Consider the following 17520-nt stretch of genomic DNA (forward strand, 5'->3'; position numbering starts at 1 on the left):
GTCAGACCAGCGCGGCGAGGAGGCCGAGGATCGGCGCTCCTGCCGCGCCCAGCCATTGGGCGAGGATGCGGATCGGGGCGATCAGGGCGGATGCAGCGGAGGTCAGGGAGCCTGCGTCGCGGAGGATGCGGGTCAGGCGTTCCAGTCGCCCGGCAATGCGTTCGCGATCCGGCTCCGGCTGACGGAGGCCGGTTTCGACCTCGCGGAGCTCGGTCTGCGCCGCGGCGGAGGTCGCCGGGTCGAGCGGCGCGGCCCGGACGCCCGCCCGTAGCTCGGCAAACGCCTGCTGGGCCTGCTCAGGGGTCACCACGATGCCTGTCTGGCCGCCGGTGATGTGCTGGTCGCGGCCGACGTTGTTGATGTTGGCGGCGTTCTGGTTGTTGATGTTGAACGTCATCGCGACTCATCTCATCCGCTGCGGTGGCGGTAGTTCCCGGTCGACCCGGCGACGGCGCGCGGTGGCGACGATGTGCAGCACGATCCCGGCGATGATCAGCAGCAAACCGATCAGGTTGACCAAGCCGCCGAGCGCGAACACCAGGAAGCCGCTGAAGTCGTCCTGGGTGGGCATGCCGGACGCGGACGAGAAGTCCAGGATCTGACCGAAGTAGGTGTACCAGCCGACCGCGGCGATGCCGAGTCCGATCAGGAACACCACCACACCGGTCCAGATCAGTCCCCTGGCCTTCGTCTTCGTGGCGGCGATCTCGCGGAAGAAGTTCTCCCGCTGCTGGATGACGTACTGGTCCCGCGCGACGTTGTTGATCGTGTGCGCGCGCTGATCGCCGACGTCGTAGCGGACCGCGGTCGGCGCGCCCTCGTCGGTGCGGTAGCGCAGCCGCAGGTCCGCGAACGTGACGTGGTCACCCGGGTACAGCCGCCGCGGTTCCTTGATCGGCTCCCCGTTCACGAAGGTGCCGCCGGCCGAACCCAGGTCCTCGACGTAGTCCGCACCGCCCCGCTGCCACAGCGCGGCGTGCGTGCGGCTCAGGTACGGATCCTGGAACCGTACGTCGCAGTCCGTCGACCGGCCGACCGTGAGGTGAGCACCGGTCAGGTTGATCCGCTGCCCTTCGTGCGACCCCGTCTCCACCACGAGGTACGGCGTACTCGATCCATCGGTCATGGTCCGCTGCGGTGATCGCGAGCACCTCGCCCGTCCGCACCGCACCCCCACAATCAGCAAAGCACTCGGACGGGACGGCAACAAGATGCAGCGGCCCCGGCAAACGTCAGTGCAAGGCGACGGTGAGTAGCAGGACGGACGGCTGGAGTGCTTCGACGTCGTGCCGTTGTGGCGGTACGGCGATCAGACCGCCCGCACCGAGCTCAACCGCAGCGTCACCGGCATGCACGACGACGCGGCCCTGCAGGCAGAGCAGCGAGGCATCCCCGGGGCTCTGGTGTTCCCCCATCACCCGGCCCGCGGTCAACGCCATAAGCGTCTGCCGCAGACGGGCACCCTGCCTGCTGTAGACGGTCACCGAGCTGCGCCCGCTCTCGGCAGACGCTGCTTTGACGAGCAAGTCAGTCGCCAACTGGCTGATCGACGCGACGTCCATCGTCCGATGATTGCACGACCGGGCCGTAGGGCGGGCCAAGGATGGACGTTCGGCCCTGCTGGTCGCCGCACGGCGGTGATGTCGTGGGACTTGGGAAGGGTGTGGTCTCGATGACAGCTGCGATAGCAGTCTCCGGACTGGTGAAGGACTTCGGCCCCAGCACCCGGGCACTCGACGGTCTCGATCTCCAGGTCGAGCTCGGCGAGGTGCACGGCTTTCTTGGGCCGAATGGTGCCGGGAAGACGACGACGATCCGCGTTCTGCTCGGATTGCTGCGTGCCGATGGCGGGCACGCCGTCATGCTCGGTGGTGACCCCTGGCGCGACGCGGCGAAGCTGCATCAACGTCTTGCTTACGTCCCCGGCGAGGTGAACCTGTGGCCGAACCTGACCGGCGGCGAGGTGATCGACGTACTGGGCGATCTGCGGGGCGGCTTGAACGAGCATCGTCGCAAGGAGTTGCTCGAGCGCTTCCAGCTCGACCCGACGAAGAAGATCCGGGCCTACTCCAAAGGCAACCGGCAGAAGGTCGCCCTGGTGGCGGCGTTCGCCTCGGATGTCGAGCTCTACCTGTTGGACGAGCCCACGTCCGGGCTGGACCCGCTGATGGAGTCGGTGTTCCAGGACGTCGTCCAGGAGTTGCGGGCGGATGGACGCAGCATCCTGCTGTCCAGCCACATCCTGGCCGAGGTGGAAGCGTTGTGCGACCGCGTCACGATCATCCGGGCCGGTCGCGCCGCCGAGAGCGGAAGCTTCGACGACCTACGTCACCTCACCCGTACGTCGGTAGTCGTCGACACCGCCCAGCGGCCTGTCGCTGTGGCGACGTGGCCCGGCGTCCACGACGCCCGAGTGCAGGACCGGCACGCAGAGTTCAGCGTGGATCCGGCTGAGTTGAGTGACGTGCTCGGGCGCTTGGTCGGTCTCGACGTGCGTTCGCTGATCACGTCGCCGCCCACGCTCGAGGAGCTGTTCCTGCGGCACTACGGCGAGGACATCGCCGTACCTGATGAGACCCTCGAGGCGGTGACGGTGCGATGAGCGGCTTCACCGGAACGAGTCGGCTGGTTCGCCTCGCGCTGCGGCGGGATCGGATCACCTTGCCGGCCTGGATCCTGGGGATGGCCGGATTCCTGGCGGCGACGACGGCCATGTTCGAGGACAGCTACACGAAGCACCCCCAACTCCTCGTGCCGGACACCCGGATCGTGGTCGAGAATCCCGGCATGCGGGTGCTCGGCCTGGTCACCGGTCCGAGCATCGGTGGCTATGCCTTGCACCGGGACGCGCTCACTCTGGCCGTGCTCGCGGCCATGATGAGCGTCCTTGCAGTTGTCCGGCACACCCGGCAGTCCGAGGAACTCGGTCGTGAGGAGATGCTGCGGGCCGGTGTGGTCGGACGCCATGCCTCGTTGGCGGCCGCCGTACTGGTCGGACTTGCCGCGAACGTCGTGCTGATGTTCGCGCTCGGTCTCGGCATGGTGGCCGCGGGGCAGCCCGCGACCGGTGCTTTCGTCGGCGGTGCGTCGATTGCCCTGGTTGGCGTCGTCTTCACCGGCGTCGCTGCGGTGACGTCCCAGCTGGCGTCGACTGCGCGCGGAGCGATCGGCCTTGCCGGTGCGGGACTCGGGGTCTCGTTCGTGCTCGCCGCCCTGGGCAACATGCTCGGGACGGTGGACTCGGCCGCGCTCCGGGTCACCAGTGCCTGGCCGGCCTGGCTCTCCCCGATCGGGTGGAGCCAGCAGATGCGGCCGTTCGCGGACAACGCCTTGTGGCCTGCCGGGCTCGCCGTACTGATGATGGCTTCCCTGTGTGCGTTGGCCATCGTCCTCGTCGGGAAACGCGATGTAGGTCGGGGAACCTGGCCCGAGCGCACGGGTGCCGCTCATGCGAGCCCAACGACGCGGAGCTCGACCGGTCTGGTCTGGCGACTGCAGCGTGGGGCGCTGCTGGGCTGGATGATCGGTCTGTTCGGGTTCGGGCTGGTGTTCGGGGCGCTGGGCGACCAGATCGGCGGACTTCAGGGTGAGGGAACGGAGTGGTACAACACCTTCGGGGGTGACGTGGACCTGCTCGGCGCCTACTGGGCCTCGATGATGCAGTTCGGCGGAATGCTGGTGGGGATCTGTGTGACCACACTCTTGCTGCGCTTGCATCACGACGAGGCGCAAGGCGAGCTGGAGGCGGTGCTCGGCACCGCGGTCTCGCGCGTTCGCTGGCTGGGCGCGTACGCCGTCAACGCTCTGGTTGGCTCGGTGGTGCTCCTCCTCGTCTTCGCCTCGGCGATGGCCATCACCGGTGGTCAGGCTCTCGGCGGCACCGGGTCGCTGCTGCGCGACCTCATCGGAGCGGCGCTGGTCCAACTGCCCGCAGTCAGCGTCCTGGCAGCCGCGGTCGTCACGCTGATCATGCTGCTCCCCCGATGGTCGGTCGGTCTGTCCTGGGCGCTCGTGGTGGGCTCGATCGTGGTCGGGCCGATGTTCGGCCCCGCGATGGGACTGCCACAGTGGGTGCTGGACCTCTCGCCCTTCACGCACGTGCCCAACGCGCCGGCCGTCGACCCGACCATCGGACCGCTCCTGGGTCTCTGCCTGGTCAGCGGCCTACTGGCAACCGCAGCAGTCCTCTCACTGCGCCGCAGGAACCTCGCCCTCCCGGTCTGACTCAGTCGACGTCGGGGCTGGGGAACCGGACCTCGAAGGTCGCGCTGCCGGTGATGCGGACGGTGCCGTGGTGACGCTTGACGACTTCGGCGACGATGGCAAGTCCGAGTCCGGTGCCGCCGGTGTCGCGGGAGCGGGCCGGGTTGAGCCGGACGAAACGGCCGAACACGCGCTCGCGATCGGCTGCCGGGATGCCGGGCCCGTCGTCGGACACCGTGAGTACGACGGCGCCGGCAGCCTCGGCCAGAGTGAAAGTGACGCGGGTCCGGGCATGGCGGGCCGCGTTGTCGGCGAGGTTGTGGATCATCCGGGCCAGCGCGGTCCCGTCGCCGAGCACCTGGCCCGCCGAGACCGCGGCGGTGTCGATCGTGAGATCTGTTGCGGTGCGCAACAGTTCGGCCTCGGCGAAGACCAGGTCGTCGAGGTCGATCGGCGTACGGGGTGGTGCGGCGTGCTCCTCGTCGGAGCGCGCCAGCAGCAGGAGGTCGTCGACGAGGCGCTGCATCCGCAGGTCCTCCTCGAGGACGGTTTCGGCCAGCTCGTCGACGCTCACCCGGTCGGGGTGGGCGCGCGCGACCTCCGCATGCTGGCGGATGGCCGCGATCGGCGACCGCAGTTCGTGCGACGCGTCGGACACGAACCGCTGCCGGCTCTCGTACGACCGCTGCAACCGGTCGAGCATCCGGTTCATCGTCCGCGCCAGCAGGCCGATCTCGTCGGTCCGTACGGCGGGAACCCGGCGATGGAGCTCGGTCGCGGTGATCTCGTCGGCCGCACGCCGAATCGCGGTCACCGGCGCCAGCACCCGCCCCGTCACCACCCACGTGACCCCGCCGACGATCAGCATCATCACCGGCACCCCGACCACCAGGACCCGGCTCACGAACCGCGTCGAGTCCAGTACGTCGACCAGCGGCCGCCCCACGACCACCTCACCACCCGACTCCACCGCGGCTGCCGCGAAGACGAAGTCCTCGCCGTGCCCGGGAGGCTCGACCTTGACGCAACTGCGCCCGGGCGAGGCGATCCTGGCGGCCTCGGGTGCACCGGTCACGGCGCCGGAGCGATCCACGAGCTGGACGATTTCGGCACTGGTCGACGCCGTGCGGGCCGATCCGGAAGACAGCTCCGCGGCGCGTTCCCGGGCCTCGGTGCAGACCTGGGCCGTCAGCACAGAGCCGAGCAGGGCGACGAGCACGAAGGCACCGGCCACAAGAGCCAGTCCCACGACCAGCACAGCGGCGAGCGTTACCCGGATTCGCATGGCGTCATCCGGTAGCCCGAGCCGCGGACCGTGGTGACGAACCCGGTCCCCAGCTTCGTCCGGAGGCGGCGGATGTAGACCTCCACGATGTTCGGGTCCCCCTCGAAGTCGTAGTCCCAGACGTGGTCCAGGATCATCCGCTTCGACACGACCTGACCGCACCGCCGGATCAGGAACTCCAGCAGTGACAGCTCGCGTGCCGTCAGCACCAACTCGGTCTCACCACGCCAGACCCGCCGGGCGGCCGGATCCAGCCGGACCTCGCCGGCTTGCAGCACGACCGGGCGCTCCACCGCGCCCCGCCGTACCAGGGCCCGCAGCCGGGCGATCAGGACGGCGTAGGAGAACGGCTTGGTCAGGTAGTCGTCCGCGCCCGTGTCCAGGGCCCGGATCTGGTCGGCGTCGGCATCCCTTGCCGTCAGCATCAGAATCGGCGTCCAGCTCCGCTCGGCCCGCAACGTCGCGCAGATCTCGAACCCGTCGATCTCCGGCAGCATCACGTCCAGCAGCACGACGTCGTAACCGTGCTCGCGAGCGAACCACAACCCGTCGGTCCCGGTCAGCGCGACGTCGACGGCGTACCCCTCGGCCTCCAGCCCGCTGCGCAGACCGGTCGCAAGCCGTACCTCGTCCTCCACCACCAGAGCCCGCATCCGCCACCTCCAGGCCGATACTCCTTCATTGTCGCTGAACTCCGGCTGAATGCGGCGTTCAGCGAGCATTCAGCGCCTCCGTCCTACCGTCGGCGGCATGGCAACCATTGAGGCGGTCGGCCTCAGCAAGCGGTACGGCGCGCGCAACGCCCTCGACGGGCTCACCTTCGCCGCGGAGCCGGGCGACGTGCTCGGCCTGCTCGGCCCCAACGGCGCGGGCAAGACCACTACGATCCGCCTGCTCACCACGATCCTCCGACAGACCAGCGGAACCTTCACCGTGGCGGGCATCCCGGGCGAGCGGCCGGACCAGATCAGGCAGCGCATCGGCGTGCTGCCGGAGAGCGCGGGCTACCCGGCGCGGCAGACCGGCGGCGAGTACCTCCGGTACGCGGCCAGGCTGTTCGGCCGCAGCCGCCGGGATGCACGAACCGTCGCCGACCGGTTGCTCGACGACGTCGGTCTCGGCGATCGGGCGGGAGCGCGGATCTCGACGTACAGCCGCGGTATGAAGCAGCGACTCGGTATCGCCCGGGCGTTGGTCAACGATCCGGCGGTCGTCTTCCTCGACGAGCCCACCCTCGGCCTGGACCCGGCCGGCCAGCGCGAGATCCTCGCCACCATCGGCGAACTCAGGCGAGACGCCACGGTGGTGCTCTCGACGCACACGCTGATCGAGGTCGAGCAGGTCTGCACCACCGTCCTCATCCTCGACCGCGGCAAGCTCCGGGCGGCCGGACCGATCGACGAGATCGTCGCCGGGGCCGGCAGCCTGAGCGACGCGTTCCTCAGCCTCACCGAGGAGGCCGGCCATGACTAGAAGTCGCTGGGAGGTCGTCGCCGGGCAGGAGTGCCGGGACCTGTGGGTCGACGGTCGCGGACCGGTCCTGGTCTTCGGGTTCAGTGTGCTGCTGAGCGCGATGAGCTATCTTGCCGCGACCAATCAGGCGCTGAACTTCCTCGAGCAACGCGAAGCGGTGAACCTCACGGTCCAGGTCGGGCTGGCGGTCGGCGTACTGCTCACGGTCGTCGTCAGCGCGGACGCGATCAGCGGCGAACGCGAGCGCGGAACCTTCGAGGGTCTGCTGCTCACGCCCGTGTCTCGCCGCGCGATCGTGGTCGGCAAACTCGCGGCCGCAGCAACCATGTGGCTGGCCTGCCTCGTCGTCACCCTCCCCTACCTGTGGGTTCTCGGGCGCGGCGTGGCGGCCGCCGGCCAAGCCGCGGTGCTCGCCGCGACGGTCGGCACCCTCGTGGCGATCGGCTTGGGCGGGATCAGCCTGCTGATCAGTGCTGTCACCAACTCGAACAAGACCAGCTTGGCCTGCGGGCTGCTGCTCCTCCTCGTGCTGTTCGCTCCGACCCAACTGCCGGCCCTGCCGGCGACCGGCGTCGGCGAGGTGATCAGGCGCATCAACCCGATCGGGTCGGCCCTGCACTACATCTCCCAGATTCTCGTCGGCCGGCGCGGCTGGACAGCTGACCTCGGCTACCTGGCCGCCCCGATCGCCATCGCCCTGATCGTCATCGGCGTGCTGATCGCGGCCGGCCCACGACTCGTCCGACTGACGGCAGGGCAGAAATGATGAACATCCTCGGCGTGGCTGCGCTGCTCCTCGCGGCGCCCGACCCCACGATCACCATGAGCCAGGACGACCTCACCGCCGTCATCGGCCAGACGCTCACGATCGAGTCGGTCGTGTCCGGTCCCGCCATCGCGCACCTGAACGTCGTCAGCCTCGACGGCGTGTACGTCGACCTGGAGGACTGGTCCCAGGACGTGACCCAACCTGTGCCGGCTGAGAAGACGTCGCTGGACTGGGAGTTCCAGGCAGTCAATCCCGGCCGCTTCGCGGTGTACGTCGTACTGATCCCGCAGAGCGGCCGCCTCGTCGCCGGTCCACCGGTGCACCTCACCGTCTCGCGCCGCGAGTCCCTCGACACGGGTGGTGCGCTGCCGTTCGCCATCGCCGTACCTACAGCCGTCGCAGCCGCGGCGCTGGCCGGCCACACGCGCACCGCGCGACGACTGTTCGGAAGCATCTGACGCCGACCGGTGTATCACCGGGGAGTGGCCGCGGGCTCTCGAAGGAGAGGTGACGGCGACCGAGACGAGGCGACGCAGATGTCCGAACACATGTCCAGGCCCGACGTGGAAGTCGAACTGCTCGCGATCGGCGCCGGGCCGTCGAACCTGGGCCTTGCGGTGGCGCTCGAGGAACTGGCGCCGGAGCTTGCGGAGAGCACGCTGCTGATCGACCGGAACACCGCGATCGAGTGGCAGCCGGGCATGTTGATGCCGTGGGCCACCAGTCAGGTGTCGTTCCTCAAGGATCTGGTCACCCAGCGGGATCCGCGCAGCAGGTTCTCGTTCCTCAACCACCTGTACGAGACCGGCCGGCTGGACGAGTTCGTGAACATGAGCACGTTCACCCCGTACCGGGTCGAGTTCGCGGGATACCTGCGCTGGGTGGCGGAGTCGCTCACCCGGGTCCGGATCGAGCTCGGTCGTGAGTGCGCGGCGGTGCGGCCGCGACGCGACGACACCGGTGCCGTCACGGGCTGGGTCACCACACTGGCCGACGGTACGACGATCACCAGCCGGTACCTGGTGTACGGCGGCAGCCGCGAACCGAACATCCCGCCCGCACTCGCCGACCTGCCCCCGAACCGGATCGTGCACAGCACCGACTATCGGCGGCGGGTGGCCGAGTTGTCCGGGGAGCTGCCCTACCGGGTCGCCCTGGTGGGTAGCTCGCAAAGCGCCGCCGAGATCTTCCGAGCGCTTCGCGACGACCTGCCCGACAGTGACATCACCTGGCTGATGCGGTCTATCGGGCTGAGCTCGGACCAGTCGAGCAAGTTCACCAACGAGCTGTACTACCCGTCGTACGTCGACGAGTTCTACGACGCCCCGCCCGCGGCGCGCGAACAGATCCTGGCGGAGATGTACCGGACCAACTACTCCGTCGTCACGCCCCCGATGCTCGAGCACCTGTACGCCGACCTGTACCTGGACCGCTTCAACGAGCGCACCGACCGGCGGCTCGTCACGATGGTCGACATCACCGCCGCCCGCGAAACCGGCGACGAGGTGGTCCTCGAGCTGACCGACCGCCGTACCGGAGCCGTCACCGAACTGCACCGTGACCTGGTCTTCCTGGGCACCGGCTTCGACACCCGGATGCCGCGCCTGGTCCGCGAACTGGCGCACAGCCTGAAGCTGGACCGGGTCGACGTCTCCCGGCAGTACCGGATGGACCTCGGCGCGGACAGCACCGCGGCGTGTTATCTCCAAGGCGTCAACGAGGAGACGCACGGCATCTCCGACTCACTGCTCAGTGTGCTGGCCCAGCGGGCCGAGGAGATCTGCCGCGACATCGTGGCGCACCGGGAGCGGGTCCCCGCCGCTGTATCAGCGGAGCAGCCGTCCGGGCTCTAACGCGTGGGAGAACCACCCAGCCCTCGAGGAGAGCCGGATGACAACACTCGAACTGGATCGTGCCCCGACCGACGACGTGGCGCGGGCACGGGACCAGGCGTTCGCAGGCCTGCAAGCAGCTATGCCGCCCGACATCATGGCCGAAGCGTTGCGCTGCACCGGCAGGCTCGAGGCGGAGCTGCCGCACCGGCCGGAGCTGGAGAAGAACCTTGTTCTGGTCGCGTTCGGCGGTGGCAAGGACAGCTCGTACATGCTGGCCTTCGTCCGGGCGATGCAACTGATCCTCTACAAGGTGCACGGCCGCACGTTCCGGATGCGGGTGGCGACCAACCGGCACGCCGGCATGCCGCGCGCCGTGATGGAGAACATCGACCGCGAGTACCGCGCACTGCGGCTCACCGACGACCCGGACTGCGAGCTGCTGCTCGTGGACGGCGACGAGATCAGCGAGTTCGACGTCGACTCCCCGCAACGCGAGCACGTCGTACGGCGCAACCGGCTCGACATCCTGATGACCGGCCACCGCACCTTCGCCGACGGGCGGCCGACCTTCTGCAACTCCTGCAACCTCAGCGTCTTCAACGCCTTCGGCCTGGCCGCGGCGTACGGCGACGGCGCCGACGTGCTGATCACCGGCGACTCGCCCCAGGAGCAGCGCCAGTACACCTTCTGGGTCGGCCGGCTCTCCCGCCGGCTGCAGAGCGCGCCGGCAAGGCGCGACGGTCAGAACGGCTTCGGCCGGGTACTGGGCCAGCTCGACGGCATCGCCCAGTCGTACTTCGCCGACATCCACGGTCCTGAGGCGGTCGACGCGATCGCCGACCGCCGGGTCAGCACCGACGTGCCGGAGCGGCTGAAGTTCTTCACCATCTACGGCGAGACCGCGTACGCCGCCGGCGACCACTTCGACCTGCTGACCGGCTTCCTCGGCTTCCAGTTCGACGACCTCGCGTTCAGCTTCACCGAGTCCGACTGCGCGAACCCGGCGCTGATGGCGCACCTGCGCGGGCTGAAGGCCGAGCACCTGTTCCAGCGCTCGTACGACGAGGGCATGGCCGAGTACGTCGAGTTCGCCCTCAACCTGATGCGCAAGAAGGACATCCCGGACGGGCTGGTCGAGATGATGCGGGCCCGGTACGACAGCCCGGACGCGCTGAAGCGGATGCGGCTCGCCGCCCAGGACTATGCGCTGGAGACCTTCGGCCTCACCGAGGAGCAGCTGGTCTGCATGACCTACTCCCCCTTCGCCGGACAGGGCGAAGGGCTCGAGCGGTTCCTGAACCGCGAGCACCCGGCCCTGGCCGCCCGCCTCGGCGAGATCCACCACCTGCTGGGCGAGGCGTCCGACGATCCGGCACTGGCCGCCGAGCTCAAGCGGATCAGCGGGCTCGAACCGAGCCAGTTGCGAGTGCTGTACAGCCGGTCGGTGCAGACGCCCGGCGGCGGCGGTGCGCCGGTGATCGACCTGATCCTGGCCGGCGACCCGCACAAGGCCGTCATCGAGACCCGGCACACCCAGGACGGTCCGAACACCTTCGAGCAGATTTCGGGACGGTAATCATGGTCGTACACATCTCCCGGCTTGATCGCGACAACCTGCTGCACGAGTACGGCGTGGACACCCAGCGACTGCAGCCGTGGCCGGTGCTGAACGCGCCGTTCGAGGTCTCGTACGCCGTCTGCCGCGCGGGCACGGTGTCCAAGCTGCACACGCACCACGAGCAGGAGATCTTCGTCGCGGTCTCCGGCGAGTGCATCGTCGAGTGCGGCGGCGACCAGCAGCCGTTCCGGGCCGGCGACGTCACCTACTTCACGCCCGGCCAGCTGCACCGCGTGCACAACCACAACGACGAGGACTTCGTCTTCTGCAGCATCTGGTGGGACCCGGAGATGTCGCACCGCTTCCTCGCCGAGCACGCCGGGTCAGACACCGAGGCGCTCGCCGCCAACGCGGCCGCGAACGTCGCCGAGAACGCCCAGGCCGCCGAGGCCATCGAGACCGCCGAGCGAGTAGGAGCAAGCGAATGACCCGACTGCTGCCGTCCGAGGACGACCGTCCCGTCCTCGTCCTCGGGCCGAACCCGACCCCGAACGGCGGGATGCACCTCGGCCACATCGCCGGGCCGTACCTGGCCGGCGACGTGTACGCGCGCTACCAGCGGGCCCGCGGCCGCAACGTCGTCTTCACCTCCGAGACCGACGACAGCCAGACCTACGTGGTCGCGTCGGCGGGCCGGGAGGGCATCACGCCGGAAGCGCTGTGCAAGCGCTCGACGGCGCTGATCCAGGAGGCGCTGAGCGCGATCGGCATCTCGATCGACGGGTTCGGCCCGTTCGACCAGACCTACCGCGCCACCGTGCTGCAGTACTTCAGCGCCCTGCACGCGGCCGGCGTGTTCCGGCTGAAGACGGTCCGGCTGCCCTACCTGGAGCGGACCGGCGAGTTCATGGTCGAGGGCCTGATCGAGGGCGACTGCCCGGTCTGCCTGACGACCAGCCGCGGTGGACTGTGCGAGACCTGCTGCCACCCGAACAACTTCGACCAGCTGATCAACCCGCACTCGACGATCGACCCCAGCGACAAGCTGACGTATCGCGAGGCCACCATCATGGTGCTCCCGTTGGAGGAGTACCGCGAGCGGCTGACGGCGTACCACGAGAAGTTGTCCGCGCACCGGCGGCCGCACGTCCGGCAGATGATCGCCGAGCTGCTGGCCCGGCCGCTGCAGGACGTGCCGATCACGTTCCCGCTGTCCTGGGGTATCCAGGCGCCGTTCCCGGAGGTCCCGGGGCAGGTGCTCAACGCCTGGCTCGAGCTGATCCCGGCCGGCATGTTCACCACGTCGTACGCCGCGAACAAACTCGGCCGGGACACCGTGCCGGGTGAGTTGTGGAAGACCGCGGAGAACCTGCGGATCGTGCACTTCCTCGGCTTCGACAACGCCTACTACTTCTGCCTGCCGCACATCGCGATGCTGATGGCGCACGGCGACAAGTACGTCTGGCCGGAGTCGATCATCAACAACGAGTTCTACGAGCTGGAGAGCTCGAAGTTCTCGACCAGCAAGGGACATGTGCTGACGCCGCAGGAACTGCTCGAGGAGGTGCCGCGCGATGTCGCCCGGCTCTACCTCGCGCTCACCGCGCCGGAGTACCAGCGGTCCACCTTCAGCCGGGCAGGCTTGGACAAGATGGCCGAGGAGCGGCTGGTCGGACCCTGGAACCAGCTGGCCGGGACACTCGCCAAGGCGGTCGCCAACGCCGACGACGACAGCACTCGGCTGCCGGTGTCGGACGCTGCGCGGAGCCGGGTCACCGTGATGCTCGAGCGGTTCGACCTCGGATACGAGATGCCGACGTTCAACTTGAACCGTTCGGCCGACACCGTGCTGATCCAGATCGACCGGTTGCGCCGACAGGCGGCGGCCCTCGACGGCGTCGGGCTGGACGAGCAGCCCGAGAGCTGGGGCGACCTGTTCTGTGAGGTCAAAGCCTTGCTGGCGCTGGCGTCGCCGATCCTCATCGACCTGGCGACAGCGGCGCGGGAAGCCGGCGCCTTCGACGATTCGCCGGCGGCCGGGACGCTGGTCGCCGGAGCCTTCGACGTCGCCGAGGTCACGCCGTTCGCGCCTCCACTGCTGGCGGCCGGTGTGGCCGACGGTGAGCTCGCCGGAGGCCGGTGATCCCGGATGCGCATCACCGTGGTCGGCGGCGGCGTGATCGGACTGCTGACGGCGATCGAGTGCGTTCGCGCGGCCGCCGTGGATCGGGTCGATCTCGTCGACGCCGGCCCGATCCCGTCGCCGTCGGCCACCTCGAACGACCGGCTCCGGGTGGTCCGCGCGCTGCATCGCGGCGAACCTGCGCTGACGCACGCGGCCGCACAGGCACACGCCGCCTGGATGGATGTCGAGGACCGGGTCGAATCGCGCTTCTATCACCCGGCGGGCGCACTCACCGCGATGCCGGTGCAGGATGCCGCGGCGGAGCTCGCCGTACTCACCGCAGCCGGCGCGAAGGCGTGGACGCTGTCACCGGATGAGCTGGCGGGCCGGTATCCACGGATCCGGTTCCCCGACGGGACCGGCGCCGTACAGGAGGCGACAGCCGGCGTCGTCCTGGCCGACCATGCGCTGGTCGCCATGGCACGCTGGCTGAGCCATCAGCCCCGGGTCCGGCTGCGCCCACACCGGCGGGCCGTCGAGATCTCCCAGAACGACCGGGTAGCGACGATTCGGTACGCCGACGGCGAGTCACATACTGCAGACCGGGTGGTGGTGGCGGCCGGGCCGTGGTCCCGCGAGCTGGTGCCGTCCGCCATCGCCTCCGACCTCACGCTGTATCGGCAGACCGTGCTGTCGTACCGGGCGCCGGCCTGGCTGCGGGACTCGACCGGAATGCCGGCGGTACTCGGGCTCGGTCCTGCCCGCGACGCCTGGCTGATGCCGACGGTGCCACAGTCGGACGCGCCGCTGCGGTTGAGTGCCGCGAGTGCTTGCCGGCCGGTCGACGAGATGACCGATCGGGTCACTCCCGACCAGTGGCGCGCACACCTCGTCGAGGTGTTCTCACAGTTGTTCCCGGACTTCGACCCGGCCGCGGTGGTCGACTCCACCGACGGCTTCTACCTCGCCGAGCGGACACGAGGCGGGCCACTGCTGGCGACGTACGGCGCCGGCACGGTCCTGGCGTACGCGGCCTGTGGCGGGATGTCGTTCAAGTTCGCACCGCAGATCGCGCGGGCGCTCGCAGATCGTGCCGTGGGGGCGCCGCCTCGCCCGACCGGCCTGGACTCGGTCGACAGGCCGCGGCAACTCGCCGCGGTCGGTGAGGAGTAGGTGACCATGAAGCTGCTCGCACTCGAAGCCGTGCAGAACGCCGGCTACTACCAGTCCCGCTACCGCCAGGTCGAGGAGTTCGGCGGCACCCTGTTCGTGCTCAACGGGATCGGCGAACCGGACTACTGGGCGGACTCGCGCTACCGGGTCGTCGGGTCCAAGCACATCGACGACATCATCGCGGCCGCCCGCGAGTGGCATGCCGTCGAGCAATTCCACGGCGTACTCACCTTCTCCGAGTCCGGCGTGCTCACGGTCGCCGCGGTGGCCGAGGCACTCGGCCTGCCCGGTGTCGGCCTCGACGCGGCCAGGATCAGCCGGAACAAGCTGCTGATGCGGGAGGCCCAGAAGCGCGGTGGCGCGCCGGTGCCGAAGTTCCGGTTGGCACCGGACGTCACCGCCGCGCTCGCGGCCGCCGACGAGTTCGGCTACCCGGTCATCCTGAAGCCGACTTTGGGGGCCGCGAGCAACTTCGTCTTCCGGATCGACGACCCGGACCAGCTGCGCACCACGTTCCCGCAGGCGCTGGCCGGGATGGCGCAGATGTCGTGGCTGCAGATGGAGGCCGACGGCATCGACCTCGGGCCGGCCGGGTTGCTGGTCGAGTCGTTCCTGGACGGGCACGAGATGCAGATCGAGGCGCTCGCCTGGGACGACGAGGTGTACCTGGGGTCGATCGTCGACCGGATCACGATCGAGGGCAACACGTTCGACGACGACGCGCACCGGGCGCCGACCGCGCTCGACGCCGACCAACTGGCCGCCGTGCACGAGGTCGTCACGACGGCAGCGCATGCGCAGGGTTTGCGGCGCAGCGTGATGCATGCCGAGGTCCGCTTCCACCAGGGCAAGCCGCACCTGCTGGAGATCGCCGTACGTCCGGGTGGTGGCGGCCTGGACTACTTCGCCAGGCTGAGTGCCGACTACTGCCCGATCCGGGCGACGATGGCGGTCGCCGCCGGAGTGAAGCCCGACGTACACCACTACCGCCCGACCGGTGTGCATCTGGCCGGCACCTGCCTGATCGGCGGACCCGGCCGGATCGAGCAGATCACCGTGCCGCCCTCGGTGTCGGAGTCCGACCGGGTGTTTTTCCTGAAGATCACGGCCAAGCCGGGCGACGTGGTGCGGCGCCCACCGGACGGCAACAACATCCTCGGCTTCCTCTGCACCAGTGGACCGACCTTCGACGACGCGATCCGGACGGCGTTCGAGTTCGCCGCGCAAATCGACGTACGCCTGGCTGCGCCGGCTCCCCGGCTGACCGCCTGATTCAACTGACGAGAGGTGACCTGGATGTCCACTGCGCTGACCGAACAGCAGCCCGACCAGCCGTCCGAGGACGGCCGGCCGATCAAGGGTGGCACCGTCACCTGGGCCTGCAACCCCGGCTTCCCGCCGGCCGCCATCTTCCCGTTCACGCCCCGGGAGCGGATCGGCATCCGCAACCTGTACGAGTTCCAGGTGCTGATGTTCCGCCCGTTGTACTGGCTCGGCCACGAGGGCCGGCCGGAGGTCAACCCGGACCTGAGCCTGGCCTACCCGCCGGAGTGGAGCGAGGACGGGCTGAGCGTCACCGTCACGCTGAAGCCCTGGCAGTGGTCCAACGGTGAGCCGATCTGCGCGGACAACGTGATGTTCTGGGTGAACATGATGGCGGTCAAGGGCGACCGGCTCGGGTACTACGTGCCCGGCTACTTCCCGGACAACCTGACGTCGTACGAGAAGGTTGCCGAGGACAAGGTCCGGTTCACCTTCCAGGAGGTGTACTCCAAGACCTGGGTGGAGATGAACCAGCTGTCGCTGATCACGCCGATGCCGAAGGCGTGGGACCGGACCGAGGACGGCCCGGCGCGGGCGTCGTACGACGTGGCCGACATCCCGGCCGTCTACGACTACCTGGTGGGCCAGAACGGCGAGTGGACGATCGAGGCGAACCACTTCCGCGGCGGCTGGGCCGAGAGCCCGGTCTGGAGCGTCGTCAACGGTCCGTGGCGGCTGAAGAGCTACACCCTCGACGGCGTGGTCACGTTCGTCCCGAACGACAAGTACTCCGGCCCGAACAAGCCGCACCTGGACGAGTTCCGGCAGGTGCAGAACGACACCGACGAGCTGATGTACGAGCGGCTGCAGGCCGGACCGGACGCGCCGGACGGGATCCAGATCGGGTACCTGCCGTTCGGCATGGGGCTCACCGACGACGGCGAGGACCCGCTCGCGGACAAGTACCGGCTGGTGCCGCAGGACCTGTTCGTGGTGCGCTACATGCCGTTCAACTTCGACAACGACTCCACCGCGGCGCGGATCTACAAGCACACCTACGTCCGGCAGGCGCTGCAGATGTGCCTGGACCAGGACCGGGCGATCCGGGAGATCTACCACGGCAACGCGTACCGGATGGACGGGCCGGTGCCGCCGTCGCCGGCCAACCCGCACGTGTCGCCGAAGCAGCGCAAGGAGCCGATGCCGTTCGACGTCGACGCCGCCCGCGAGCTGCTCGAGGCACACGGCTGGGACACCAGCACGCTGCCGGCGGGCTGCGTCCAGCCGGGTGAGGTGGCCGGGTGCGCCGGCGAGGGCGTCGACATCGGCGACCGGCTCTCGTTCACGGTCCGGTACGTCGAGGGCAAGGTCGCGCTGACCCGGTTGCTGGAGATGTTCAAGGAGGACGCGGCCAAGGCGGGGATCGAGCTGAAGCTGGAGCCGGTGTACGGCTCGGTGATGGTGGCCGAGGACCACAGCCCGAACGTCCCGAGCAAGCGGCTGTGGGAGATCAACACCTGGAACGGCGGCTGGTCGTACTACGGTCATCTCACCGGTGAGATGTTGTTCGCGACCGGTGGCGGCAGCAACTTCGGCGACTACAGCGACCCGAAGGCCGACGAGCTGATCGACCGGACCGTGCACAGCGACGACCCGGAGGCGATGTACGAGTACCAGGACTACATCGCCGAGCAGGTGCCGACGATCTGGTCGCCGGGCTTCCCGAACCGGATGTTCGAGGTTGCCAAGAACCTGCGCGGCGTCGAGCCGGTCAACCCGTACGGCCTGATCACCCCCGAGGACTGGTTCTACGTCGAGAAGTGATCTCCGGCAACA

Annotated in this window: 17 protein-coding genes; 12 read left to right on the plus strand and 5 right to left on the minus strand. The window is 69.0% G+C overall.

The window, feature by feature from the left end:
- Position 1: 1 nt before the first annotated feature.
- The 3 genes from ACIBL3_RS22675 to ACIBL3_RS22685 form a co-directional block, all read right to left on the minus strand.
- Positions 2-397: a hypothetical protein gene (locus ACIBL3_RS22675; RefSeq protein ID WP_396355502.1), complete on the minus strand. Its 396-nt coding sequence runs from the start codon at positions 395-397 to the stop codon at positions 2-4.
- Between the two features lie 6 nt (positions 398-403).
- Positions 404-1126, minus strand: coding sequence for an FHA domain-containing protein (locus tag ACIBL3_RS22680; protein ID WP_396355503.1), 723 nt, complete (start codon positions 1124-1126; stop codon positions 404-406).
- Between the two features lie 106 nt (positions 1127-1232).
- Entirely contained in the window at positions 1233-1562 is a 330-nt protein-coding gene (locus ACIBL3_RS22685; protein WP_396355504.1) for a cupin domain-containing protein, read from the minus strand.
- A gap of 110 nt (positions 1563-1672) precedes the next feature.
- Between ACIBL3_RS22685 and ACIBL3_RS22690 the strand changes: the two genes are divergently transcribed.
- A complete protein-coding gene (locus ACIBL3_RS22690; RefSeq protein ID WP_396355505.1) occupies positions 1673-2602 on the plus strand; it encodes an ATP-binding cassette domain-containing protein in 930 nt (309 codons plus the stop codon).
- Positions 2599-4224 (plus strand): ABC transporter permease, encoded by a 1626-nt coding sequence (locus ACIBL3_RS22695; RefSeq protein WP_396355506.1) that lies wholly within the window; start codon positions 2599-2601, stop codon positions 4222-4224. Before ACIBL3_RS22690 ends, ACIBL3_RS22695 begins: the two co-directional genes overlap by 4 nt.
- Before the next feature lies 1 nt (position 4225).
- Here the strand turns inward: ACIBL3_RS22695 and ACIBL3_RS22700 are convergent, their stop codons facing one another.
- Positions 4226-5488: a sensor histidine kinase gene (locus ACIBL3_RS22700; RefSeq protein WP_396355507.1), complete on the minus strand. Its 1263-nt coding sequence runs from the start codon at positions 5486-5488 to the stop codon at positions 4226-4228.
- Entirely contained in the window at positions 5473-6141 is a 669-nt protein-coding gene (locus ACIBL3_RS22705) for a response regulator transcription factor (RefSeq protein WP_396355508.1), read from the minus strand. The genes ACIBL3_RS22700 and ACIBL3_RS22705 overlap by 16 nt, the downstream gene beginning before the upstream one ends.
- Before the next feature lie 97 nt (positions 6142-6238).
- Here ACIBL3_RS22705 and ACIBL3_RS22710 point away from each other — a divergent pair, with 97 nt between their 5' ends.
- The 10 genes from ACIBL3_RS22710 (at position 6239) to ACIBL3_RS22755 (ending at position 17508) form a co-directional block, all read left to right on the plus strand.
- Positions 6239-6961: an ABC transporter ATP-binding protein gene (locus ACIBL3_RS22710; RefSeq protein ID WP_396355509.1), complete on the plus strand. Its 723-nt coding sequence runs from the start codon at positions 6239-6241 to the stop codon at positions 6959-6961.
- Positions 6954-7727 carry an ABC transporter permease gene (locus ACIBL3_RS22715; RefSeq protein WP_396355510.1) on the plus strand — a complete coding sequence of 258 codons (774 nt, stop codon included), beginning with the start codon at positions 6954-6956 and terminating at the stop codon, positions 7725-7727. Before ACIBL3_RS22710 ends, ACIBL3_RS22715 begins: the two co-directional genes overlap by 8 nt.
- Positions 7727-8188: a hypothetical protein gene (locus ACIBL3_RS22720; protein ID WP_396355511.1), complete on the plus strand. Its 462-nt coding sequence runs from the start codon at positions 7727-7729 to the stop codon at positions 8186-8188. The genes ACIBL3_RS22715 and ACIBL3_RS22720 overlap by 1 nt, the downstream gene beginning before the upstream one ends.
- 78 nt (positions 8189-8266) lie before the next feature.
- A complete protein-coding gene (locus ACIBL3_RS22725; RefSeq protein ID WP_396355512.1) occupies positions 8267-9583 on the plus strand; it encodes a SidA/IucD/PvdA family monooxygenase in 1317 nt (438 codons plus the stop codon).
- Between the two features lie 37 nt (positions 9584-9620).
- Positions 9621-11141 (plus strand): PqqD family protein, encoded by a 1521-nt coding sequence (locus ACIBL3_RS22730; protein WP_396355513.1) that lies wholly within the window; start codon positions 9621-9623, stop codon positions 11139-11141.
- Positions 11142-11143: 2 nt separating this feature from the next.
- Positions 11144-11611 carry a cupin domain-containing protein gene (locus tag ACIBL3_RS22735; RefSeq protein ID WP_396355514.1) on the plus strand — a complete coding sequence of 156 codons (468 nt, stop codon included), beginning with the start codon at positions 11144-11146 and terminating at the stop codon, positions 11609-11611.
- Complete coding sequence (locus ACIBL3_RS22740) at positions 11608-13266, plus strand: class I tRNA ligase family protein (protein WP_396355515.1); 1659 nt, start codon at positions 11608-11610, stop codon at positions 13264-13266. The genes ACIBL3_RS22735 and ACIBL3_RS22740 overlap by 4 nt, the downstream gene beginning before the upstream one ends.
- A 6-nt stretch (positions 13267-13272) precedes the next feature.
- The gene (locus ACIBL3_RS22745) at positions 13273-14421 is read left to right on the plus strand and encodes an NAD(P)/FAD-dependent oxidoreductase (RefSeq protein ID WP_396355516.1); all 1149 of its coding nucleotides are present in this window, start codon (positions 13273-13275) and stop codon (positions 14419-14421) included.
- 6 nt (positions 14422-14427) lie between these two features.
- Positions 14428-15693: an ATP-grasp domain-containing protein gene (locus tag ACIBL3_RS22750; RefSeq protein ID WP_396355517.1), complete on the plus strand. Its 1266-nt coding sequence runs from the start codon at positions 14428-14430 to the stop codon at positions 15691-15693.
- 24 nt (positions 15694-15717) lie between these two features.
- A complete protein-coding gene (locus tag ACIBL3_RS22755) occupies positions 15718-17508 on the plus strand; it encodes an ABC transporter substrate-binding protein (protein ID WP_396355518.1) in 1791 nt (596 codons plus the stop codon).
- The last annotated feature ends 12 nt before the right edge of the window (positions 17509-17520 follow it).

It is taken from the genome of Kribbella sp. NPDC050124 (assembly GCF_044460355.1).
GTDB lineage: Bacteria > Actinomycetota > Actinomycetes > Propionibacteriales > Kribbellaceae > Kribbella.